Consider the following 23,240-nt stretch of genomic DNA (forward strand, 5'->3'; position numbering starts at 1 on the left):
ATATAGATAAGGAAACTTTAGAAACAAATAAAGTTTCCAAAGTTTTAATTGTTTGTTAACATTGAGAAATTCTATGCGGTAATAACGTTTATTCTGTTATTTTTGTAGGATGCAAAACATACAATTTTATCAGGAGGAGTTTGTATCCTTTTTAAAAGACTATAAAACCGATAAAGAACCGGTATCCTTATACGAACCTATTACATACATTTTACATTTAGGTGGTAAGCGTTTGAGACCTGTGTTGACTTTAATGACAGCGGAGATTTTTAACACCGATTATAAAACGGCCTTACACGCTGCTTTGAGTATAGAAGTATTTCATAATTTCTCTTTAGTGCATGATGATATTATGGACGACGCGCCTTTGCGTCGTGGAAATCAGACAGTGCATGAGAAATGGGATGTTAATACAGGTATTTTGTCGGGAGATGCGATGCTAATTATGGCCTACCAGTTGTTTGAAAATTACGAGCCTGAAATTTTTAGAGATTTGGCTAGACTGTTTAGTAAAACAGCTTTAGAGGTTTGTGAAGGACAACAATATGATGTCGATTTTGAAAATCGAGACGATGTTACTATTCCAGAATATCTAAAAATGATTGAATACAAAACGGCTGTGTTAGTAGGAGCTGCGATGCAAATGGGAGCAATTGTAGCCAAAGCTTCTAAAGCAGAACAACAAGGTATTTATAATTTTGGAAGAAATTTAGGGATTGCATTCCAATTGCAAGACGATTATTTAGATGCTTTTGGAGATCCAAAAACTTTTGGAAAACAAGTAGGCGGAGATATTATAGAGAATAAAAAAACATTTTTATACTTAAAAGCATTAGAGTTTTCTGAAGCTGAACACCAGCAAGAACTTCAAGATTTATTTAGTATAAGTCCGACCGAAAGTGATGATAAGGTGAAATCTGTAAAGCAATTATTTATAAGTAGTGGTGCGGCAGAAGCGACAACTAAAGAAATTGAAAGGTATACAAAAGAGGCATTTGCTGTTTTGAATGCTTTAGATATAAGTGAAAACAAAAAAGATTTATTAAGGCAATTTGGCGAAAATTTAATGACCCGAAAAGTATAAATATTAAAATATTGAAACCGCCAGAAACAATACAAGACCTATTAAACACATCCCTGCAATATGAATTGTATGGTAATTTGGTGTTTCAATTAAATAAAGACTTTCGTTTAGCCAATGTAGATTTCGATGTCGAATCTACCATTTTGCCAGACGAATTAAAACTTCAACTGCATGAAACTGTTTTTCAGTTAATCCAGAATGCATTCGCAGAATACCTAAATCTGCTTTATATTATAGATGTGTCTGAAAAACAAATTAAAAGTTTAGATGGTAGCGATACCTTAAAGCTGTCGGAACAGGTAACTTTTTTAATACTAAAGCGCGAGTGGCAAAAGGTTTGGTTTAAACACCAGTATAAGTAGAAAGAAAGCAATTCATTCTATTAAATGTTGTGTTTATAAGGCCTTTTGTGTCTTGTTCTTTCAGGTTTTAAAAAACAATACCTAGTAACCAATATAAAATTAAGAATACAACAAATACTCCTATACAACCGCATTTACCACCTCCTATTTTTTTAGCTCCCCAGGCCGCTCCAATAAATCTAAGTAATTTTTCCATTTTTAATTTTTTCTGAAAATTACAACTTATAAACTGAAGAAATTAACCCTATTGCTTAGAAATATACTCTTATAAATGGAGCCCAAGGCGTGGCGTATATACTTTTGTCGTCGTCGTAAAGCACATCGTAGCGTACACCAACGGTGACATTGTTGGTTTGGTACCCTATCCCTAAAAGTAGGGCGGGAGACCAATATGTTTCGTCATTATATAGTACTCTATCATTATCGTACTTTCTATTAACGTGCAATTGTTGATATTCTCCCGAGAGCTGAATGGTTTGTATGGGATTAAATAGGGCGGTAAGTGTACCTCCAATAATAGTAGATTTATAAAAATTCTTCTGGGAGTTGTAAGTGAAATTTAAACCTGCTCCAAAAGCAAATTGAGGGTTGACTTGGTAAATAGCAGAAGGTTCTAATGTCCCACTAAAAAACTCATTTCCAAAACTTAATCCTATGCCTCCTCCAAATTTAATATTGTCTGATAAATATGAATTTTGTGCAGAGATATTCTTAAAACAAAGCGAAAATATTAGAATAAGGATTACATTTTTGATAATAAATAAGTCGTTTTTAATCATTGTTCGAAAAAAAGGTGAAGTAAAAATCTGTTATAAATATAATAAAATTACATCTAAGTTTAGTAAAATTTGTATTTTTGATAAAATTTTGTCAACGCGAGAATTTCTCAAATAATATAATGGATAAATATTCCTTTTTAAACGCAGCACATACAGCATACTTTGCTGAATTATACGATCAATATTTACAAAACCCAGACTCTGTAGAGCCCAGTTGGAGAGCTTTTTTTCAAGGTTATGATTTTGGTAGCGAAAACGATATCGTGGACGCAGAGGTTCAGGAAAATTTTTCCTGCGACCATGTATCAGAAAATCTAACTAAAGAGTTTCAAGTGGTTCAACTTATTGCGGGTTACCGTACTAGAGGGCATTTGTTTACTAAAACAAACCCTGTTCGCGATCGTAGAACCTATTCGCCAACCTTGGCTTTAGAAAATTTTGGATTATCTAATAGTGATTTAAACACAGTTTTTTCGGCAGGAGAAATTCTAGGAATAGGATCTCAAACGCTACAAGAAATTGTTAATCACTTAGAAAAAATATACTGTGATTCTATTGGTATAGAATATATGTATGTTAGAAATCCAGAACGAAAGGCTTGGATTCAAGGTAAATTAAATATTAACGACAATCAGCCAAACTTCGATGCTACTCAAAAGAAGCATATTCTTAAAAAGTTAAACGAAGCGGTTTCTTTCGAAAGTTTCTTACATACTAAATATGTAGGTCAGAAACGATTTTCATTGGAAGGTGGAGAATCTTTAATCCCTGCACTTGATGCTGTTATTGAAAAAGCAGCAGATTATGGTGTAAAAGAATTTGTAATGGGTATGGCCCACCGTGGTCGATTAAGTACACTTACAAATATCTTCGGAAAATCGGCTAAAGATATTTTTAGTGAATTTGATGGAAAAGATTACGCCGAAGAAATTTTTGATGGTGACGTTAAATATCACTTAGGTTGGACGAGTAATCGTGAGACCAATAGCGGTAAAAAAATAAATCTAAATATTGCGCCTAACCCATCTCACTTAGAAACAGTGGGTGCAGTAGTAGAAGGTATTGTTCGTGCTAAACAAGACGATAAATATGCCGAAGATCCATCTCAAGTTTTACCAATTGTGGTTCACGGAGATGCGGCTATTGCTGGTCAAGGTTTGGTTTACGAAATTGTGCAAATGGCACAGTTAGATGGTTATAAAACCAGCGGAACACTTCATATAGTCGTAAATAATCAAATTGGATTTACAACGAATTACTTAGATGCACGTTCTAGTACATACTGTACAGATGTTGCTAAAGTAACCTTATCTCCTGTATTGCACGTTAATGCAGACGATGTAGAAGCTGTTGTACATGCAACTTTATTCGCTTTAGATTTTAGAATGCATTTTAAACGTGATGTATTTATTGATTTATTAGGATACAGAAAATACGGACATAACGAAGGTGACGAACCGCGTTTTACCCAACCAAAATTATATAAAGCAATTGCTAAGCACAAGAATCCAAGAGATATTTATGCTCAGAAATTAATTAATGAAGGGGTAATCGATAACGGTTATGTTAAGGAACTTGAAGAAGCTTATAAGGCATCTTTAGAAGAAAAGTTAGAAGACTCTCGTAAGGAGGAAAAAACAGTAATTACACCATTCATGCAAGATGAATGGCAAGATTTTGTTCGTGTTACCGAACAAGATATGATGAAGCCTGTAGATACTACCGTTTCTAAAGAAAAATTAGCGCAAATCGCAGATGTAATTTCTGCATTACCTGAAGATAAAAAATTCATTCGTAAGATTGAGCGTCTCGTGCAAACTAGAAAAACAATGTTTGAAGAGGATCGTTTAGATTGGGCTATGGCAGAGCATTTGGCTTATGGAACACTTCTGGAAGAAGGTTTCGATGTTAGAATGTCTGGACAAGATGTAGAGCGTGGTACGTTCTCTCACCGTCATGCGGTAATAAAAGTAGAAGATAGTGAAGAGGAAGTAGTATTGTTAAATAATTTAAGCGATACACAAGGTAAATTCTTTATTTATAACTCATTATTGTCAGAATATGGTGTTGTAGGTTTCGATTATGGTTATGCTATGGCGAGTCCAAAAACATTAACTATTTGGGAAGCACAGTTTGGGGATTTCAGTAACGGGGCTCAAATTATGTTAGACCAATACATTTCTGCGGCAGAAGATAAATGGAAACTTCAAAACGGATTGGTAATGTTGTTACCTCACGGTTATGAAGGGCAAGGTGCAGAGCATTCATCGGCTCGTATGGAGCGTTATTTACAGTTATGTGCAAAAGACAATATGTTTGTTGCAGATTGTACTACGCCTGCCAATATTTATCATTTGTTACGTAAGCAAATGAAATCGAATTTTAGAAAACCTTTAATTGTTTTCACACCTAAGAGTTTATTACGTCATCCAAAAGTAGTATCTACTGTAGATGAATTTGCAAACGGAAGTTTCCAAATGTTAATAGACGATGCGACTGCAAAAGTAGACGCGGTAAAATCACTTGTTTTTGTAACAGGTAAATTCTATTACGATTTATTAGAAGTAAAAGAAGAAGAAGGTAGAGACGATGTTGCCTTAGTAAGAATAGAACAATTATTCCCATTACCAGCGACAGCTATTAGAGAAGCAATTGCTAAATATAGTAATGCAGAAGAAGTAGTTTGGGCTCAAGAAGAACCTAGAAACATGGGGGCTTATGCGCACATGTTAATGCATTTAGATGAAGCAAAAACATTTAGATTTGCATCTAGACGTCCTTATGGAGCTCCTGCAGCGGGTAGTTCGACACGATCAAAACGCCGTCATAAAGAAGTAATCGATTATGTTTTCGATAAAACAAAAAACAACCAACGATAATTTAAAAATAAGATTAAACTAAAATATTGAACGATGATTTTAGAAATGAAAGTACCTTCTCCTGGAGAATCTATCACAGAAGTTGAAATAGCAACATGGTTAGTACAAGATGGTGATTATGTAGAGAAAGATCAAGCAATTGCTGAGGTTGATAGTGATAAAGCGACACTAGAACTTCCTGCTGAAGAAAGCGGAATTATAACGCTAAAAGCAGAAGAAGGAGATGCTGTTGCCGTTGGTGAAGTTGTATGTTTAATAGATACAAGTGCAGCAAAACCAGAAGGAGATGCGCCTGCAAAAGAGGCTAAAAAAGAGGAAGCTCCTGCTCCAAAAGCAGAAGCACCTAAAGCAGCTCCTGTAGCAGAAAAAACGTATGCGTCTGGAACAGCAAGTCCTGCAGCTAAAAAGATTTTAGCAGAAAAAGGTATGGATGCTGCTGGGATAGTAGGAACTGGTAAAGCTGGTCGCGTAACAAAAGACGATGCTGTACAGGCGAAGCCTTCTATGGGAACTCCTACCGGAGGAAGTAGAGGAGAATCTCGTTCTAAATTATCTATGTTACGACGTAAAGTCGCAGAACGTTTAGTTGCTGTTAAAAACGAAACAGCGATGTTAACAACCTTTAACGAGGTAGATATGTCTCCGATCTTTACACTAAGAAACGAGTATAAAGAAGCTTTTAAAGCGAAACATGGGGTTGGATTAGGATTTATGAGTTTCTTTACTTTAGCTGTAGTTAGAGCTTTAGAAATGTATCCTGCTGTTAACTCTATGATGGACGGTAAAGAAATGTTGTCTTACGATTTCTGCGACATTAGTATTGCGGTTTCAGGACCAAAAGGATTAATGGTTCCTGTAATTAGAAATGCAGAAAACCTAAGTTTTAGAGGAGTAGAAGCTGAAGTAAAACGTTTAGCTTTACGTGCTAGAGATGGCCAGATTACAGTAGATGAAATGACAGGAGGAACATTCACAATTACAAATGGTGGTGTTTTTGGAAGTATGTTATCTACTCCAATTATTAATCCACCTCAAAGTGGTATTTTAGGAATGCATAATATTGTAGAGCGTCCAGTTGCTGTAGATGGTCAAGTAGTTATTAGACCAATTATGTATGTTGCATTATCTTACGATCACAGAATTATTGATGGTAAAGAGAGTGTAGGATTCTTAGTTGCTGTAAAAGAAGCTTTAGAAAATCCACAAGAATTTTTAATGAACAATGATGTTAAGAAGGCTTTAGAACTATAAAGCACACTCTTAATTTTCAATTATACAAAAAAGGGCAATCTAACGGTTGTCCTTTTTTTTGTATTAATGTATAAAAAATACAACAATATTTAATCCTATAATACTTAAGGTTAATAGCGATAACCCTATTATAATTGGTAGGTGTTGGGTTTTTGTTTGCTTTTCCATGTTAATTCAAATTTACAATTCGAGAATAAATTAAAACAAAATCCAAGGTTGTAATCTTCAAGGTGTTGAAGCTTAGATGTGTAACTTTTCATCTTAAAACTAAAAACTCTGCACCATTACAATGCAGAGTTCCCTAAAATAATTCTCCCTAAGAACTAATTAATAGCCTTGTAAAGGTATGAGAAATGAGTGTGTTCTGAAATACGTAATTCTACGTATATTTATAAAAGGTCCTTATTATTAGAGGCCCAAATGAATAAAGCGTTGTGTTTTCCTTCAATATTTAACTTATTCACAATATTGCTTCTATGCTTATCTATAGTGCGAAAAGACACATTCAGGCTGTCTGCTATTTCTGGGCTCGTTTTGTTTTTAGCAATTAGCTTAATAATTTTTATTTCGGTTTTAGTAAGCTTGTCTAATACACTGGAATCTTCAGTTTTAACCGATTTTTCTAAATTGGGTTTAATATCTTGACTAAAATATGGTGTGTTTTGTATTACGCTCTCAATGCAATTTTCAATCTCCTCAACAGCAAACTCTTTTAAGATGTACCCGTAAATGTTTAATTCTTTTGCTTTCTCGTAAAGATCTTCACGCTTATCAAAAGTGATCAGGATTATTTTTGTAGGAATATTATTTTTTTTACAATCTTCTGCTATTTCTAATCCGCTCCTGTCTGGCATTCTAATATCTAGAATGGCAATTTCAGGTTTCAGTTTTACTATTAAATTGTAAGCCGCCTGCCCATCGGTGGCACTACCTACAATATTATAGTTTATAGAAGCTAAATAGTTAGTCATGCCCTTAAGCATTAAAGGGTGATCATCTGCTATCACGATGGAAGATTTCATAATATAGGGAGTATTATAATTAAACCTTTAAAAGTACAATATCTTTTTTAAGATATAAATATTTTCGGTCGTAGTCTATAATTCCTTTTCCCTTTTTTAATATATCTGCTCCAATAATACCGTCTACAGGATTGGAATTATGACTTATTAAAGCGGTGTTAACATGTGTCATATTAAAAAGAATTAAAGTGAGTTTATCTTTTTTCCACTCACCTATTTTTATGCTGTTTTTTTTAGACAGTTGTGTTGTCATGTTTGTAGCACCTGCACCAGCGGCCTTAATTTTGGAGTCTTTAACTTTTAAATTAAAAGGTTCGATTGCTTCAAATCCGACACAAGAACTAGAGGCACCAGTATCCAAGATAAAAACGCCTTTCTTGCCATTAATAGTCGCTTTAATTTCAAAATGATTGGTTTTAGTCAGCTTCAGCTTCACCTTAACATAATCTCTTTCTAATAAAAAATCTTGAAGTGTTGTCATCTTAAAAATAATTTAGGCAAAGATAGTAATGTAAAACCATTAATTTTGCAGAATGATTATTACAGACACACACACACATTTATACAGTGAGGCTTTCGACGAGGATAGACATGATATGGTAAACCGTGCTATTGATGCAGGTATTACGCGATTTTTTATTCCAGCGATCGATTCTGCTTTTACAGAAGGCATGTTACAACTACATAAAGATTTTCCAGATCACACATTTTTAATGTCTGGTTTACATCCTACACATGTAAAGGAAAATTATAAGGAGGAATTACTTCATGTTGAAGCATTATTAAAACAGCATACATATTATGCTATTGGAGAAATTGGAATTGATTTGTATTGGGATAAATCTACTTTGGGTATACAGCAAGATGCCTTTCGAACACAAATCCGACTAGCAAAGGCACATAAATTGCCAATAGTAATTCATTGTAGAGAAGCTTTCGATGAAGTCTTCGATATTTTAGAAGAAGAAAAAAGTGACGATTTATTCGGAATTTTTCATTGTTTCACAGGAAATTTAGAGCAAGCTAAGCTAGCTATTTCATACAACATGAAATTAGGAATTGGAGGTGTGGTTACTTTTAAAAATGGTAAAATTGACAAGTTTCTTAATGAAATTGATTTAAAACATATCGTTTTAGAGACCGATTCGCCGTATTTAGCGCCAACCCCTTTTCGCGGAAAACGAAACGAAAGTTTTTATATTTTAAAAGTTTTAGAGAAGCTCTCTGAAATCTATCAAGTGACAGAAGAAGAGGTCGCAAATATCACTACTCAAAATTCCAAAGCCATTTTTGGTGTTTAAAATACAGTATGACTAACTCTAGACCAAACATTTTACTTATTTACACGGGAGGAACCATTGGTATGGTTAAAGATTTTGAAACAGGAGCCTTAAAAGCTTTCGATTTTAAAAACTTGCTAGATAGAATTCCCGAGCTAAAACAGTTGGACTGCGATATTGAAACTTTTTCATTTGCAGAACCTATAGACTCCAGTAATATGAACCCGAAGTATTGGGTAGAAATTGCTGAAGTTATTGAATCTAATTACGATGCTTTTGACGGTTTTGTGGTATTACATGGTAGTGATACGATGAGTTATACTGCATCTGCTTTAAGCTTTATGTTAGAGCATTTAGCCAAACCCGTAATTTTTACAGGTTCGCAATTACCTATAGGAGATTTGCGAACAGATGCTAAGGAGAATTTAATTACATCTATACATGTTGCCTCCTTACAACGCTTTAACAAACCCGTAATTAAAGAAGTTACTTTGTACTTTGAATATAAGTTGTATCGTGGGAATCGGACAACAAAAATAAATGCAGAGCATTTTGAAGCGTTTGCCTCTTTAAATTATCCGGAGCTAGTGACATCTGGAGTGCATTTAAAAGTGAACTACGATTGCTTATTTAGGCCAAACATTAAGAAAAAGTTTAAAGTAAATAGAAATTTCGATACAAATATTGCACTCGTAAAGTTGTATCCTGGAATTTCTGAAGCTTTTTTACGTACCGTTTTTAGTACAGTTGGACTAAAAGGAGTGATTTTGGAATCTTATGGTGCAGGAAATTGTACCACCGAAAGCTGGTTTTTAGCTATTTTAAAGGAAGCAATTTTAAACGGCATTCAGATTATTAATGTCACTCAATGTTCAGGAGGAAGCGTGCTCATGGGGCAATATCAATCTAGTGAATTGTTATTAAAAATAGGCATAATCTCCGGAAAAGACATGACAACAGAGGCGGCAGTATGTAAATTAATGTATTTACTTGGACAGAATGTTTCCTCTAAAGTATTCAAAACCATATATGAAACATCTTTGCGAGGAGAAATGACTTAAAATTAACTGATAAAACTTTCCTGTCTAAAAGATTTTTTGTTATTTGCCATACGTTAATTAAAATACAAATTATAGAGAGGTGGCCGAGTGGTCGAAGGCGCACGCCTGGAAAGTGTGTATACGCCAAAAGCGTATCGAGGGTTCGAATCCCTTCCTCTCTGCAGATAAATCTGATAGCATTTTTTGTTTTTTAATTGCAATTTTTTTATATCTTTAACACTTTAACTAATAAAATTAAGATCAGAACAAATGAAAAGATTATTTTCTATCCTAGCCATTACACTAATGGTGGCATTCGGAACTGTTAATGCAACTACAACTAGCGCTGCTACTGTAGCAACTACCGTAGTTTCTTCAATTCAAGACGATGCAGCAGCGACTGCAACTGAAGATTTAGGTTTTCATCAAGAATTAAAAAAGCGTTTTATAGAAGGAGGCGCTGGATTCATGGGAATCGTATTATTATGTTTAATTCTAGGATTAGCGATTGCTATCGAGAGAATTATCTTTTTAAATTTATCTTCAACAAACACTAAAAAATTAACTCAAAAAGTAGAAGACGCATTACAATCAGGTGGTGTTGAGGCTGCAAAGGAAGTTTGTAGAAATACAAAAGGACCTGTTGCTTCTATTTTCTACCAAGGTTTGGATAGAACCGATGAAGGTATCGAAGCTGCTGAGAAAGCTGTTGTTGCTTACGGTGGTGTTCAAATGGGTCAATTAGAGAAAAACGTATCTTGGATTTCATTATTTATCGCCTTAGCTCCGATGTTAGGATTCATGGGAACGGTAATTGGTATGATTGCTGCCTTCGATAAGATTGAAGCTGCTGGAGATATGCAACCATCACTTGTTGCCGGGGGTATTAAAGTAGCCTTATTAACAACTGTATTCGGTTTAATTGTTGCAATTATTCTTCAAATTTTTTACAATTACATTATCGCTAAAATTGATAGTATCGTTAACGATATGGAAGATGCTTCAATTACATTAATGGACTTGTTAATTAGATACAAGAAGTAATAATTTAAAACACATTAAACGATGAGTTTACATAAAATAATAACAATTATTGTTGGAATACTTTCAGTAATAGGTATCATCTTTGCTTTGATGATTATGTCTGGAAATGATAGTATGATTGACAATTTGCTATATGTTACTTATGCAGTCCTTGTTTTAATATTAGCTTTAGTTCTAGTATTTGTAATTACAGGATTGTTTAAGGGAGACATTAAAAAGACCCTATTCTCTGTAGGTGCATTTGTAGCGATCTTATTTATCGCTTATGCAATGTCTTCAGGAACAGATTTAGATTTAACTCCTTTTATCGATAAAGGAATGGATGTTTCAGAATCGACATCTAAATATGTTGGAGCTGGACTATATGCTTTTTATATCTTAGGTGTTGTTGCGATAGGATCTATGGTATATGCTAATATTAAAAAATTAATAAACTAAGTAATTATGGCAAAAAGATCAGCACCAGAAGTTAATGCAGGCTCTATGGCTGACATCGCTTTCTTACTTTTAATATTTTTCTTAGTAACGACTACAATTGAAACTGATTCAGGTTTAAGTAGAAAACTTCCTCCTATGGATGATACTGAACAACCGGATGTTATCATTAAGGAGAAGAATATCTTTCAATTACAGGTTAATAAAAATAACCAATTGTTATTGACAGCAGGAGGCGAAGAAAAGCAAATTGAGATTAGTGAGTTGCGTCAAGCAGCAGTTGATTTCTTGGATAATGGAGCTGGAGTAGGACCAAATGCTTGTAAAAGTTGTGAAGGAAAGAGAAATCCAAGTTCTTCTGATAATTTTGACAAAGCAATTGTTTCTCTTCAAAATGATAGAGCGACTAAATATGATGTGTACATCGCTGTACAGAACGAAATTTTAGCAGCTTACAATCAGCTTAGAAATAGAGAGTTTAAAAAGGCTTTTCCTAATATGGATATGAGTTTTGTTGAAGCAGATAAGAAATATTCTGATCCACGAACGTCAGCTTCTGAAAAGGAAAGTTTAAAAGAGAAAATCGAGACTATTAAAGTTTTAGTACCTCAAAAATTCTCTGAAGCAGAGCCTAAAAAGTCTAATTAGATAAACACAAAAATTTATGTCTAAATTTAAAAAGAAATCAGGAGGAGATTTACCTGCAATATCTACCGCATCATTACCGGATATTGTATTTATGTTATTATTCTTCTTCATGGTTGCTACTGTTATGAGACAGAATACTTTAATGATTGAGAACAAATTGCCAGCTGCAGATCAGGTTGAAAAACTTGATAAAAAAGATTTGGTAATGTATATCTATGCAGGTAAACCTAGTGATAGGTTTCAAAGTCAATACGGTACAGAGTCTAGAATTCAATTGAATGATAAGTTTGCAGATGTTTCTGAAATTGCAGCATTTATTGCAGCAGAAAGAGCTTCTAAACGTGAAGAATTAGTACCTTTTTTAACGACAGCTTTAAAAGTTGATAGTAAAGCCAATATGGGATTAGTATCAGATATTAAACAAGAATTACGTAAAGTAAATGCGTTAAAAATTAATTACACAACTAGAAAGGGTGATGCACTTGCTGGTTTAAAAAACTAAGTTTACTCTTAATTTTATATTATATAAAGGTGTTTTGATTTATCAAAGCACCTTTTTTATATTTATAATATATTGCTTAACCTTTGTACTAAGTTTAGTAAACTAGTCTACTATGAAAAAGTATTGCATTCTATTATTTATTCTAAGTTTCGGTATTCCTGAAACTTGTTTCTCTCAAGAAGATATTTCTATACCTACTACGGTTATAGATTCCTTGTACAAAGAAGATCAGTTCTATTTTGGACTTACCTATAATATTTTGGTAAAATTGCCTTCTGGTGTCCAGCAAACAGGTTTTTCGCTTGGTTTACAAGGTGGGTTTATAAAGGATATGCCACTAAACAAGAGGCGTAATATTGCCATTGGTATAGGCCTTGGTTATTCTTATAATTCGTATAATCAGAATATTGGTATTATTAAAGATAGCAATAACGAAGCGAATTATTTTGTGCTTGACGATACATACGAATTTGACTATAGCAGAAACAACTTCTATCAACATGTTGTTGAATTACCAATAGAATTTAGATGGCGAACGTCTACAGCTTCTAGCTATCGATTCTGGCGTGTTTACACCGGTTTTAAAGTTGGTTATGTGTTTAGTCATATTAGCAACTTTAAAGGCGAGGTAGGATCGTTAAGATATAATGACATAGAGGGCTTTAACGATTTGCAGTATGGCCTTACGTTAAGCGCGGGTTATAATACCTGGAATTTCTATGTGTATTATGCTTTAAACCCCATGTTTAACGACGATGTTAAGACAGCTCTTAAAGGTGAATCTATAGATATGAGTGCTATAAAACTAGGACTGATATTTTATATCTTATAACCATCGAGGAATTAACATAAGCTGTGGTGCTATCCCAATTAAACAGCCCATAAATACTTCCTTAGCATTGTGAGCCTTTAAACGTAATCTGGACGTTGCAACAGCGCCCATTATAAAAATGACTAAGGCAATGCTTCCTAAAATATTTATTCCAAAATGAACGCTTAATCCAATAAAAAACATCAATATACCAGAGATGGCTAACATGTGGATGCTCACTTTAAACTTCAGCATATTTAGAACTATAGCAGCTAATGTAGAGCCAAACATACCTAGAAAGAAATAATAGAGTTCTATAAATTCAAACGGTGTAATTATACGTTTTATTACTATTAATAAGATAATGCAATAAACTATTAAAGGAATGATGCGTTCTTCAGTGGTCTTTAATTCTATCGATTCTACTTTTCCAATAGCTTTAAGTAAAACATTTACTAAAATCGGGAGAATTAATGTTAGTATTATAATTGGTACTAATTTGGATTGAATGAGTGGTAATGGTATAAAGCGTGGCGATTTAGAAAAATAGAATAGTACACCAATTAGTGGCATGAAAATGGGATGAAAAATGTAAGAAATACTTTTTTGCATATGCGAGTTATTGCGGGTAACCTATTCTTTATGCGTGAATCCGTCTATTTAAAATAAAATCCTAGGTAAGTTTAGTATTATATCTTTTTCCTCAAACGGGCTACAGGTACATCTAACTGCTCTCTGTATTTGGCTACCGTACGTCTCGCGATAGGATAACCTTTCTGTTTTAATATTCCAGCAAGGTTTTCATCGGTTAATGGCTTTCTTTTATCTTCCTCTTCGATAACGGTACCTAAGATCATTTTAATTTCGCGTGTAGAAACATCTTCACCTTGATCGTTTTTCATGGATTCAGAGAAGAATTCCTTAATTAACTTTGTTCCGTAAGGTGTATCTACATATTTACTATTTGCAACTCTAGAAACCGTTGAAACGTCCATATTAATCTCATCGGCAATATCTTTAAGAATCATAGGTTTTAGATTACGTTCATCACCCGTTAAAAAGTATTCTTTTTGGTAATGCATAATCGCACTCATGGTTAAAAATAATGTTTGCTGGCGTTGTTTAATGGCTTCAATAAACCATTTGGCGGCATCTAATTTTTGTTTAATGAAGGATACGGCATCTTTCTGCGATTTAGACTTTTCTGTAGTGTCTTTATAGCCTTTAAGCATGTCGTTATATTCGCGAGAGACATGTAATTCTGGAGCATTTCTACCGTTTAGAGTAAGTTCCAATTCGCCATCGGTAATTCTAATTGCAAAATCAGGAACCACATGTTCTACCATTCTGTTATTTCCTGAATAAGATCCACCAGGTTTCGGATTTAAGCGTTCAATTTCTTCTATTGCGTCTTTAAGCTGATCTTCGCTTATATCGAACTTATGCAACAATTTCTGATAATGCTTTTTTGTAAATTGATCGAAAGCCTCATCTATAATTCTTGTAGCCAAAACAATATCGGCGGCTTTTTCTTTTCGGTGTAATTGGATGCTTAAACACTCCTGAAGATCTCGAGCTCCAACACCAGAAGGATCTAATTGGTGCACAATATTAAATACCTTATCTATGCGTTCTTCTGTAGTATAGACATTTTGTGTAAAAGCCAAATCGTCCATAATATCTGGAGTCGATCGGCGTATATAGCCACTTTCGTCCACACTACCAACTAAGAACTCGGCAATATCGCGTTCTTCATCTGTTAAACGAAATGTGTTTAATTGTGAAATTAAATGTTGAGTAAATGATGTTCCTGCAGCATAGGGCATCGTTTTTTCTTCATCGTCACTACTATAGTTGTTAGCTTGAGTTCTATAATCTGGGATTTCATCGTCACTTAAATATTCGTCAACATTAATGTCTTCCGAATTTATAGTTTCCGCATCGTCGTTATAGTCGTCTTGCGTGTTGTCGAAATCGTCGTCAAATTCATTGTCCTGTTCTTCTTTCCCGCTATCTAAGGCCGGATTTTCTTCAAGTTCTTGCTTTAAGCGTTGTTCAAAGGCTTGCGTAGGCAACTGAATCAATTTCATTAATTGAATTTGTTGCGGCGATAATTTCTGCGATAATTTGAACTGTAAGTTTTGCTTAAGCATAAATTTTGATTCGATTTAACATAAAAATAAAAAAAACAATCTACATACAGCTGTACGTAGATTGTTTTTATGAGTATTTTATAAGTTTAAAATTCTGCGTTCTGTGGTGTTCTTGGGAACGGAATTACATCACGAATATTGGTCATACCTGTGGTAAACATAACCAAACGTTCGAAACCTAAACCAAATCCAGAGTGTACAGCACTACCGTATTTTCTAAGATCTAAATACCACCAAAGCTCTTCTTCATCAAGTCCTAAAACGGCCATTTTTTGTTTTAATACATCCAAACGCTCTTCACGTTGTGCACCACCAACAATTTCTCCAATACCTGGGAATAAAATATCCATGGCACGTACCGTTTTACCATCTTCGTTTAAACGCATATAGAATGCTTTAATGTTTGCTGGATAATCAAATAAGATTACAGGACATTTAAAGTGTTTTTCTACAAGGAAACGCTCGTGTTCACTTTGTAAGTCTGCACCCCATTCGTCTATAATATATTTAAATTTCTTTTTCTTGTTTGGCTTACTATTACGTAAAATATCTATAGCTTCTGTATAGCTAACACGTTTAAAATTGTTGTCTACTACAAAACGTAACTTTTCAAGTAAAGTCATGTCGTTACGTTCGGCCTGAGGTTTTTTCTTGTCTTCGTCTTGTAAACGGCTATCTAAAAACTCTAAATCTTCAGCATTATGTTCTAGTATATATCCAATTACAGATTTCATAAAATCTTCGGCTAAATCCATGTTACCGGCAAGGTCCATAAACGCAACTTCAGGTTCAATCATCCAGAATTCAGATAAGTGTCTAGACGTATTAGAATTTTCGGCTCTAAATGTTGGTCCGAAGGTGTAAACTTTACCTAAAGACATGGCATACGTTTCTGCTTCTAACTGTCCAGATACTGTAAGATTTGTTTCTTTACCGAAGAAATCTTCAGTATAATTAACCTTTCCATCTTCTGTAAGTGGTGGGTTTTTAGCATCTAAATTAGTGACTCTAAACATTTCACCTGCACCTTCTGCATCACTACCCGTAATAATTGGGGTGTGTACATAGAAGAATCCGTTTTCGTTAAAATATTTATGAATTGCAAAAGATAAAGACGAACGTAAACGCATTACAGCACTAAACGTATTGGTTCTTGTACGTAAGTGAGCATTCTCTCTTAAAAATTCGAAAGAGTGTTTTTTAGGTTGAATTGGATAGGTTTCCGGATCCGAATCTCCTAAAATTTCAATAGATGAAACTTTAATCTCTACCGACTGGCCTTTTCCTAAGCTTTCTGCTAATTCCCCTTTTATGTGAACTGCAGCACCTGTAGTGATACGTTTTAATATGTCTTCGTCTGTGTTTTCAAAATCTACAACACATTGAATGTTTTGTAATGAAGAACCATCGTTTAAGGCAATAAATCGGTTTGCTCTAAAAGTTCTTACCCAGCCTTTAACTTCTACTTCATGCAGAGAAGCGTCTTGTTTTAATAATTCTGAAATTGTAATTGGTTTCATTTTTAATATTTTTAAACATGCAAATATAATTCTTTATGCACAGGATAATTTAATTGTTAATATTGTTTTCGTCTTCATCATCGTCACTATCTTTAGGTATGATGTTTATTGTAGGTTCTCTTAATACTGTTTTGTTGGCAATATTACGCTCTAACGACAATAATAGGGATGGAAGTAACAATAAGTTAGATAACATTGCGAATAAAAGCGTTACAGATACTAAACCTCCTAGAGCAACGGTTCCTCCAAAACTAGAAATCATAAAGACCGAAAATCCGAAGAATAAAACAGTCGAAGTATAAAACATACTCACTCCAGTTTCGCGTAACGCCCCATAAACCGAGCGCTTAATTTTCCAGTTACTCGCTTGTAATTCTTGACGGTACTTTGCCAAAAAGTGAATGGTATCGTCTACAGAAATACCAAAGGCAATACTAAAAACTAAGATGGTCGATGGTTTTAAAGGTACACCTAAATACCCCATTAAACCAGCAGTTACAAGTAAAGGTAATAGGTTTGGAAGTAGTGAGATTATAATCATTTTAAACGACCTAAACATATACGCCATAAATAACGAAATAAGTATAATGGCTAGTGATAACGAAATGGCTAAATTTTTAACCAAATAGGTGGTTCCTTTTTGAAACACTAAAGCTTTACCTGTCATGGTAACTTTATAGCGATCTTCTGGGAATACTTTATCTATTTTGGTTTGTAGCTTGTCTTCTATGTCTTGCATTTTATCTGTACCAATATCTTTCATAAAGGTGGTAATACGTGCATAGCGCCCTGTACTATCTACAAAACTGTTAAGCATTTCTGTATCGTTAGAAGAATTTTTGGCATAAGACAAGATAAAACTACTTTCCTGCGACGTAGGTAATTGGTAGTATTTTGGATTCCCGTTATAATACGCTTGTTTAGAGTATTTCACTAAACTCACTACAGAAAGCGGTCTAGATAATTCTGGGATATCTATAATTGCTTCTTCTAATTGATCTATTTTTTTAAGCGTGCTTAGTTTCATAACACCCTTTTTACGTTGGGTATCAATCATTAATTCCAAAGGCATAATGCCGTCAAACTCTTGTTCAAAAAACTCAATATCTCTAAAGAATGCTGTTTTTTGAGGCATATCTTCTAATAGGCTTCCAGAAATTTTTATCTGATAAATTCCAATAATACTTACAATTAAAAGAATAATCGATGTTATATAAATTGTGATGCGTCTGTGTCTTACCATGCGCTCCATCCAACCTACAAAAGAATTAATCCAACGTCTGTTTAAATGCTCTAAATGGCGCTCTTTAGGATAAGGTAAAAAGGAATATAAAACGGGGATAATAAGCAGACATAAAATAAATATAGAGACTATACTTAAGGATGCCACAATACCAAACTCCTTTAATAGCGTACTTTCTGTTAGAATGAAAGTAGCAAATCCAGAAGCTGTCGTGAAATTGGTCATTAAAGTAGCGTTACCAACTTTAGTGATAACCCGTTGTAACGATTTAATTTTATTTCCGTGAGACTTAACTTCTTGCTGATATTTATTAATTAGGAATATACAGTTTGGAATTCCTATTACAATAATTAGTGGAGGAATAATAGCTGTTAAAACGGTAATTTCGTATTCAAAGAATCCAAGGATTCCCATAGTCCACATTACACCAACAGACACCACTATAAGCGATATAAACGTAGCTCTAAAGGACCTAAAGAAGAAAAAGAATATAAGAGAAGTTACCAGTAAAGCAGCGCCTACAAAAAGGCCCATTTCATCAACAATATTTTGAGAGCTTAATGTTCTTACATAAGGCATTCCTGAAATACGAACATCTATATTCGTTTCTTTCTCGAACGTTTTAATTCTTGGAATAAGCACATCCATCACAAAATCTTTTCGTGCAGATGTATTTACTATACTCTTATCCATAGAGATTATGGTACGAATGGTCTTGGTGTCCCTATTGAAAAGGAAATTGTCGTAAAACGGATATTTTGTAAATAATTCTTTTTGTAAAGTGTCTAGTTGTTTACTACTCGATAGGGAGTCTTTTATAAAAGGCTCTAAAGTGAATTTTTTAAGGCTATCGTTTTTTATTAATTTTTGTAAATCTTTAATAGAGATTACAGCTTCAATTTCTTCAGACGATTTAAACGATTCTGCAAGTTTATTCCAAGCGTTAAGTTTTTCTACAGTAAAAAAAGTACTGTCCTTAACTCCTAAAACAATCATGTTTCCTTCTTCACCAAAGATATCTAAAAACGCGTTATAGGTTTGGTTTACCTCATGGTGGTCGGGCAGTAAATTAGCTTCGGTAAATGTAAATCGTATATTTTTCCATTGCGTGCTAAATAGAACAGTCACAATAACAATTGCAATTAACATAGCAATCCTATTTCGCAATATAAGTCTAGCTAGACGTTCCCAAAAGCTGTTAGTAAATTGTTTAATCATAAGTCTATTAAAGAACCGCAAATGTAGAAAAAACCAACGTATTACTTAGGTTTAAAGTATTATAATGTAACGTTAAAAGTAAATTTCAAGGCTATATTATCTTCTATTTCGGGTAAATGATATGCCCCGTAGCGGTACGTTAAGCTAAGTCCGAAACCAAATATTAACTGATTTAATTCGAAGCCCGATTCTAAATACCCTTTATCTAAGGTATTAAATGTGATGCCTTCATGGCGTTCGGGATCTTGCATATCTCCAATAGCAAACCGAGATAAGAGTACCAATTGAGGTTTTGAAAACGTAGAATGATAAAATGGTTTGAAAAAGTGCTTAAACTGAAGAATGGAAAACATATCAGAAAAGAACTCATTAAAATACATGGTTTCAAAACTATTTAAACCTGCAACAGAAAAACGTTGCATAATGGTGGCCTTGGTAATGTTGTTGGGGTAGGCGTGATACAAGTGCGTAAGTGGTGCATCTCCAATAGCAATTCCGGTAGCGAAATCTAGTTCGGTATGGGATTCTTTATTGTGGATGAAATGGTAAGTAGCTTTAAAATCTAATTTTTGAAAGTTAAACTGGCCATCTAACGGTCCGTTAAAACTTTGGGTATATTGAAGCGTTAATTTTGGAAAAGCATTTTGTGTTTTTTTTACGCCACCTTCAATGGGTTTATAAATATCAAACGGACTCCATAGCAAGGCTATTTTGGCTACTGTTAGATCGTAACTTGTAAAAGCACCTTCGTCGGTAACAAAGGTATAATCAAATTTAGGATCAATATTAGTGGTGTAAAATTGCGTTTCGGTATTTAATCTAGGATCATAATCGTGTTGTAATGAAATAGATTTTGTGACATGATGATAAAACAAACTTATATTTAGTAAACGTGGTTCAAAAAATTGAAATATGCGTTTGTCTGTTAAGTATTTCGTACTTGCCGCTTCTTGTAAATCGTCTGTGTACGCTACGTTTAACCAAGTATTGTGGGTTTCGTTTAACCGAAGTCCAGCTCCTATACTATATTTATACTGACTGTCTTTAAAACCATAAACGGTATACCCATTTACCCTGAATTTTTTGGATAACTTATCGCTTGTTGTACCTCCCAAACCGGTACGAATACCTTCATATTGGTTGAATTTTATTAAGTACCTTAAATCTAAATTAAAGTATTTTAAAGGGATATAACCATTACCAAAATTATGGATAAAATCGGCTTTCCGTTTGGCCTTTATACTGTCTTGTGCACGACTAACATCACTATCTAAAACTTGTGCTCTACCTATTACGATAGAAAACAAAAATATAAAGCTTAGATAATATTTTAGCATGTAGGATATAGTCGTGAATGAAACGGCCACAAAGTTAAGACAATAATTGTAATAACGGTTAAACAGATGAGAGGGTATAAAAAAAAGCGACCCTAAAGTCGCTTTGATTTTTTATACTGTCATGATTTCCTTTTCTTTAACAGCAAGGACTTCATCTATTTTTTTTACATAAATATCTGTTAGTCTTTGTATTTCTGCTTCGGTGTCTTTTTTAGCATCTTCCGAAACATCGTCTAACTTTTTAATGTCGTTGTTTGCGTCTTTTCTGGCATTTCTAACCCCGATTTTTCCATCTTCAGCTTCAGCTTTAGCTTGTTTTGCCAATTCGCGTCTGCGTTCTTCGGTAAGAGCTGGAACGTTTATAATAATCATGTCACCATTATTCATAGGATTAAATCCTAAGTTGGCGTTCATAATGGCTTTCTCTATTTCGTGAAGCATTTTTTTCTCCCATGGTTGAACGCTAATGGTTCTACCATCTGGAGTATTTACGTTCGCTACCTGGCTTAAAGGAGTTTGCGAGCCGTAATAATCTACCATAACACTACCAAGCATTGCTGGACTTGCTTTTCCTGCTCTAATATTAACAAATTGTCTTTCAAGATGTCTGATAGCAGAATCCATAGCTTCTTTTGTCGAATCTATAATAAATTGAATATCTTCATTCATGGTTTAAAAACTTTACTTTAATATATCTTTAAAGGTCAAATATAAAATTAAATGGTTACTTGTGTACCTATGTTATGTCCTGAAACTACTTTTAGTAAATTACCTTTAGTGTTCATATCAAAAACAATAATAGGTAATTTATTTTCTTGACTAAGTGTAAAAGCAGTAGTATCCATAACTTTTAGACCTTTCTTTAAAACATCGTCGAAAGAAATATTTTCATATTTAACTGCCGAACTATCTTTTTCTGGATCTGCTGTATAAATACCATCTACACGAGTGCCTTTTAAAATAACATCAGCTTCAATTTCTATTGCTCTTAAAACGGCAGCCGAATCTGTAGTAAAATACGGATTTCCTGTACCACCACCAAAAATCACGACACGACCTTTTTCTAGGTGACGCATTGCTTTTCTACGGATAAATGGTTCAGCAACTTCATTAATTTTAATAGCCGTTTGCAAGCGTGTAGGGATATCTGCATCTTCCAAAGCACTTTGTAGTGCTAAACCATTTATAACGGTTGCTAGCATTCCCATATGGTCTCCTTGAACACGATCCATACCGTTACTTGCTCCCGAAACACCTCTAAAAATATTACCACCTCCAATTACAATTGCCACTTGAATACCTGCGTCTGTAATGGCTTTTATATCTTTTGCGTATTCGGCTAGACGTACTGGGTCTATACCATATTGACGTTCGCCCATTAAGGCTTCGCCTGATAATTTTAAAAGGATGCGATTAAATTTCATAGTCTGTTTTATAGAAGTTGCGCAAAATTACATAAATTTTTTAAAATGACTATTTAAAATTTAGTTTCCTAAACGCTAACCAAAGTCCGGTAAAAAAAAAAAGACCATTAACTCTAATACGAGTAATGGTCTTTAATATTTGCACTGAAAAAAATTCAGTAAATTTTATGTTATCCTAAAGCAACACGTGTAAATCCTGTTACAGATACACCGTCGAAAGATTCAACGTATTTTGAAACAGTAACTTTTTCGTCTTTAATGAACTTTTGGTCTAATAGACATTGTTCTTGATCTAAAGTTGTGTTGTCTGAGATGTAACGTTCCATTTTACCTGGAATAATTTTATCCCAAATTTGTTCTGGCTTACCTTCAGCTTTAAGTTCAGCTTTAGCATTTTCTTCAGCTTGAGCTAATACTTCAGGAGTTAATTGAGCCATAGAAATATATTGAGGTACGTTTTTAAGTGTTTTACCTAAACGTCCTAATTCGATATTATCTTTTTCGATAACTGCAATTCTAGCTTCAGTTTCAGATGCTACGAAAGCTGGATCGAAATCTTTGTAAGATAATGTGCTAGCCCCCATAGATGCAACTTGCATTGCTAAATCTTTAGCTAATACATCTCCATTTTCTACAACAGCAGAAAGACCTACTAAAGCAGCAATTTTGTTAATGTGTACATAAGAACCTACGTAAGGAGCTTGTAATTTAGAAAAATCTTTAATTTCTAATTTTTCACCAATAACACCAGTTTGTTCAACTAATTTATCAGCAACAGTAAGACCGTCAAAATCTGAAGCTAAAAGCTCTTCTTTTGTATTTACAGTCATTGCGATATCAGCAATTTTATTAGCTAATGCAACGAAGTTTTCGTTTTTACCAACAAAGTCAGTTTCACAACCTAATACAATAGATACACCTTCTGTATTAGCATCGTTAACTTTAGCTACGGCAGCACCTTCACTAGAATCTCTATCTGCTCTGTTTGCAGCAACTTTTTGACCTTTTTTACGTAAGACATCGATAGCTTTGTCGAAATCTCCTTCAGCTTCAACTAACGCTTTTTTACAGTCCATCATTCCTGCACCAGTAGCTTGTCTTAGTTTGTTTACCTCTGCGGCTGTTACTTTTACCATAATTTCTAAGTAATATGAGTTAAAAAAAGTCGTTCAATTATTTTTCTGCAAAGAAAAGAACTAAACGACTTA

Annotated in this window: 23 protein-coding genes and 1 tRNA gene; 12 read left to right on the plus strand and 12 right to left on the minus strand. The window is 34.0% G+C overall.

Annotated features, from left to right (window positions below; all coding sequences use genetic code 11):
- Nucleotides 1-109: 109 nt before the first annotated feature.
- Together AC0UBM_RS10985 and AC0UBM_RS10990 are read left to right on the plus strand one after the other, a co-directional pair.
- Nucleotides 110-1,084 (plus strand): polyprenyl synthetase family protein, encoded by a 975-nt coding sequence (locus tag AC0UBM_RS10985; RefSeq protein WP_475688669.1) that lies wholly within the window; start codon nt 110-112, stop codon nt 1,082-1,084.
- 11 nt (nt 1,085-1,095) lie between these two features.
- Nucleotides 1,096-1,446 carry a hypothetical protein gene (locus AC0UBM_RS10990; RefSeq protein WP_414036540.1) on the plus strand — a complete coding sequence of 117 codons (351 nt, stop codon included), beginning with the start codon at nt 1,096-1,098 and terminating at the stop codon, nt 1,444-1,446.
- Between the two features lie 67 nt (nt 1,447-1,513).
- Here the strand turns inward: AC0UBM_RS10990 and AC0UBM_RS10995 are convergent, their stop codons facing one another.
- Both AC0UBM_RS10995 and AC0UBM_RS11000 read right to left on the minus strand, forming a co-directional pair.
- Entirely contained in the window at nt 1,514-1,642 is a 129-nt protein-coding gene (locus tag AC0UBM_RS10995; protein WP_414036541.1) for a hypothetical protein, read from the minus strand.
- A 55-nt stretch (nt 1,643-1,697) separates the two neighbouring features.
- Complete coding sequence (locus AC0UBM_RS11000; RefSeq protein WP_475688670.1) at nt 1,698-2,225, minus strand: alpha-ketoglutarate decarboxylase; 528 nt, start codon at nt 2,223-2,225, stop codon at nt 1,698-1,700.
- 119 nt (nt 2,226-2,344) lie between these two features.
- Between AC0UBM_RS11000 and AC0UBM_RS11005 the strand changes: the two genes are divergently transcribed.
- Nucleotides 2,345-5,104, plus strand: a complete 2,760-nt coding sequence (locus tag AC0UBM_RS11005; protein ID WP_434037068.1) for a 2-oxoglutarate dehydrogenase E1 component — start codon at nt 2,345-2,347, stop codon at nt 5,102-5,104.
- 33 nt (nt 5,105-5,137) lie between these two features.
- Nucleotides 5,138-6,355 carry a 2-oxoglutarate dehydrogenase complex dihydrolipoyllysine-residue succinyltransferase gene (gene odhB / locus AC0UBM_RS11010; RefSeq protein WP_414036544.1) on the plus strand — a complete coding sequence of 406 codons (1,218 nt, stop codon included), beginning with the start codon at nt 5,138-5,140 and terminating at the stop codon, nt 6,353-6,355.
- 389 nt (nt 6,356-6,744) lie between these two features.
- Here odhB and AC0UBM_RS11015 read toward each other — a convergent pair whose 3' ends face one another.
- Both AC0UBM_RS11015 and AC0UBM_RS11020 read right to left on the minus strand, forming a co-directional pair.
- A complete protein-coding gene (locus AC0UBM_RS11015; protein ID WP_414036545.1) occupies nt 6,745-7,377 on the minus strand; it encodes a response regulator in 633 nt (210 codons plus the stop codon).
- Between the two features lie 19 nt (nt 7,378-7,396).
- A complete protein-coding gene (locus AC0UBM_RS11020; protein ID WP_475688671.1) occupies nt 7,397-7,858 on the minus strand; it encodes a retropepsin-like aspartic protease family protein in 462 nt (153 codons plus the stop codon).
- Between the two features lie 52 nt (nt 7,859-7,910).
- Here AC0UBM_RS11020 and AC0UBM_RS11025 point away from each other — a divergent pair, with 52 nt between their 5' ends.
- From AC0UBM_RS11025 to AC0UBM_RS11060, 8 genes are all read left to right on the plus strand, one after another.
- A complete protein-coding gene (locus tag AC0UBM_RS11025) occupies nt 7,911-8,678 on the plus strand; it encodes a TatD family hydrolase (protein ID WP_475688672.1) in 768 nt (255 codons plus the stop codon).
- Between the two features lie 8 nt (nt 8,679-8,686).
- Entirely contained in the window at nt 8,687-9,718 is a 1,032-nt protein-coding gene (locus tag AC0UBM_RS11030; protein WP_475688673.1) for an asparaginase, read from the plus strand.
- Between the two features lie 73 nt (nt 9,719-9,791).
- Nucleotides 9,792-9,879 (plus strand) — tRNA-Ser (locus tag AC0UBM_RS11035).
- An 88-nt stretch (nt 9,880-9,967) separates the two neighbouring features.
- Nucleotides 9,968-10,741, plus strand: coding sequence for a MotA/TolQ/ExbB proton channel family protein (locus AC0UBM_RS11040; RefSeq protein WP_382382429.1), 774 nt, complete (start codon nt 9,968-9,970; stop codon nt 10,739-10,741).
- 21 nt (nt 10,742-10,762) lie between these two features.
- Nucleotides 10,763-11,179 carry a hypothetical protein gene (locus AC0UBM_RS11045; protein WP_475688674.1) on the plus strand — a complete coding sequence of 139 codons (417 nt, stop codon included), beginning with the start codon at nt 10,763-10,765 and terminating at the stop codon, nt 11,177-11,179.
- Nucleotides 11,180-11,185: 6 nt separating this feature from the next.
- Complete coding sequence (locus tag AC0UBM_RS11050) at nt 11,186-11,824, plus strand: ExbD/TolR family protein (RefSeq protein ID WP_414036550.1); 639 nt, start codon at nt 11,186-11,188, stop codon at nt 11,822-11,824.
- Nucleotides 11,825-11,840: 16 nt separating this feature from the next.
- The gene (locus AC0UBM_RS11055) at nt 11,841-12,326 is read left to right on the plus strand and encodes an ExbD/TolR family protein (protein WP_414036551.1); all 486 of its coding nucleotides are present in this window, start codon (nt 11,841-11,843) and stop codon (nt 12,324-12,326) included.
- 112 nt (nt 12,327-12,438) lie between these two features.
- The gene (locus AC0UBM_RS11060) at nt 12,439-13,158 is read left to right on the plus strand and encodes a porin family protein (protein ID WP_475688675.1); all 720 of its coding nucleotides are present in this window, start codon (nt 12,439-12,441) and stop codon (nt 13,156-13,158) included.
- Here the strand turns inward: AC0UBM_RS11060 and AC0UBM_RS11065 are convergent.
- From AC0UBM_RS11065 to tsf, 8 genes are all read right to left on the minus strand, one after another.
- Nucleotides 13,153-13,749 (minus strand): hypothetical protein, encoded by a 597-nt coding sequence (locus tag AC0UBM_RS11065; protein WP_475688676.1) that lies wholly within the window; start codon nt 13,747-13,749, stop codon nt 13,153-13,155. The genes AC0UBM_RS11060 and AC0UBM_RS11065 overlap by 6 nt on opposite strands.
- A gap of 77 nt (nt 13,750-13,826) precedes the next feature.
- On the minus strand, nt 13,827-15,290 hold the full coding sequence (gene rpoN, locus AC0UBM_RS11070; RefSeq protein WP_414036554.1) for an RNA polymerase factor sigma-54: 1,464 nt from the start codon (nt 15,288-15,290) through the stop codon (nt 13,827-13,829).
- An 86-nt stretch (nt 15,291-15,376) separates the two neighbouring features.
- Nucleotides 15,377-16,810, minus strand: a complete 1,434-nt coding sequence (asnS, locus tag AC0UBM_RS11075; protein WP_414036555.1) for an asparagine--tRNA ligase — start codon at nt 16,808-16,810, stop codon at nt 15,377-15,379.
- 49 nt (nt 16,811-16,859) lie between these two features.
- Nucleotides 16,860-19,271, minus strand: coding sequence for an efflux RND transporter permease subunit (locus AC0UBM_RS11080; RefSeq protein WP_434037062.1), 2,412 nt, complete (start codon nt 19,269-19,271; stop codon nt 16,860-16,862).
- A 59-nt stretch (nt 19,272-19,330) separates the two neighbouring features.
- Nucleotides 19,331-20,578: a hypothetical protein gene (locus tag AC0UBM_RS11085; RefSeq protein ID WP_475688677.1), complete on the minus strand. Its 1,248-nt coding sequence runs from the start codon at nt 20,576-20,578 to the stop codon at nt 19,331-19,333.
- Nucleotides 20,579-20,719: 141 nt separating this feature from the next.
- Complete coding sequence (frr, locus tag AC0UBM_RS11090; protein WP_414036558.1) at nt 20,720-21,277, minus strand: ribosome recycling factor; 558 nt, start codon at nt 21,275-21,277, stop codon at nt 20,720-20,722.
- Nucleotides 21,278-21,324: 47 nt separating this feature from the next.
- Complete coding sequence (gene pyrH, locus AC0UBM_RS11095; protein WP_414036559.1) at nt 21,325-22,032, minus strand: UMP kinase; 708 nt, start codon at nt 22,030-22,032, stop codon at nt 21,325-21,327.
- 170 nt (nt 22,033-22,202) lie between these two features.
- Nucleotides 22,203-23,168, minus strand: a complete 966-nt coding sequence (gene tsf, locus AC0UBM_RS11100) for a translation elongation factor Ts (protein WP_414036560.1) — start codon at nt 23,166-23,168, stop codon at nt 22,203-22,205.
- Between the last annotated feature and the right edge of the window lie 72 nt (nt 23,169-23,240).

This window comes from Formosa sp. F44 (assembly GCF_056238645.1).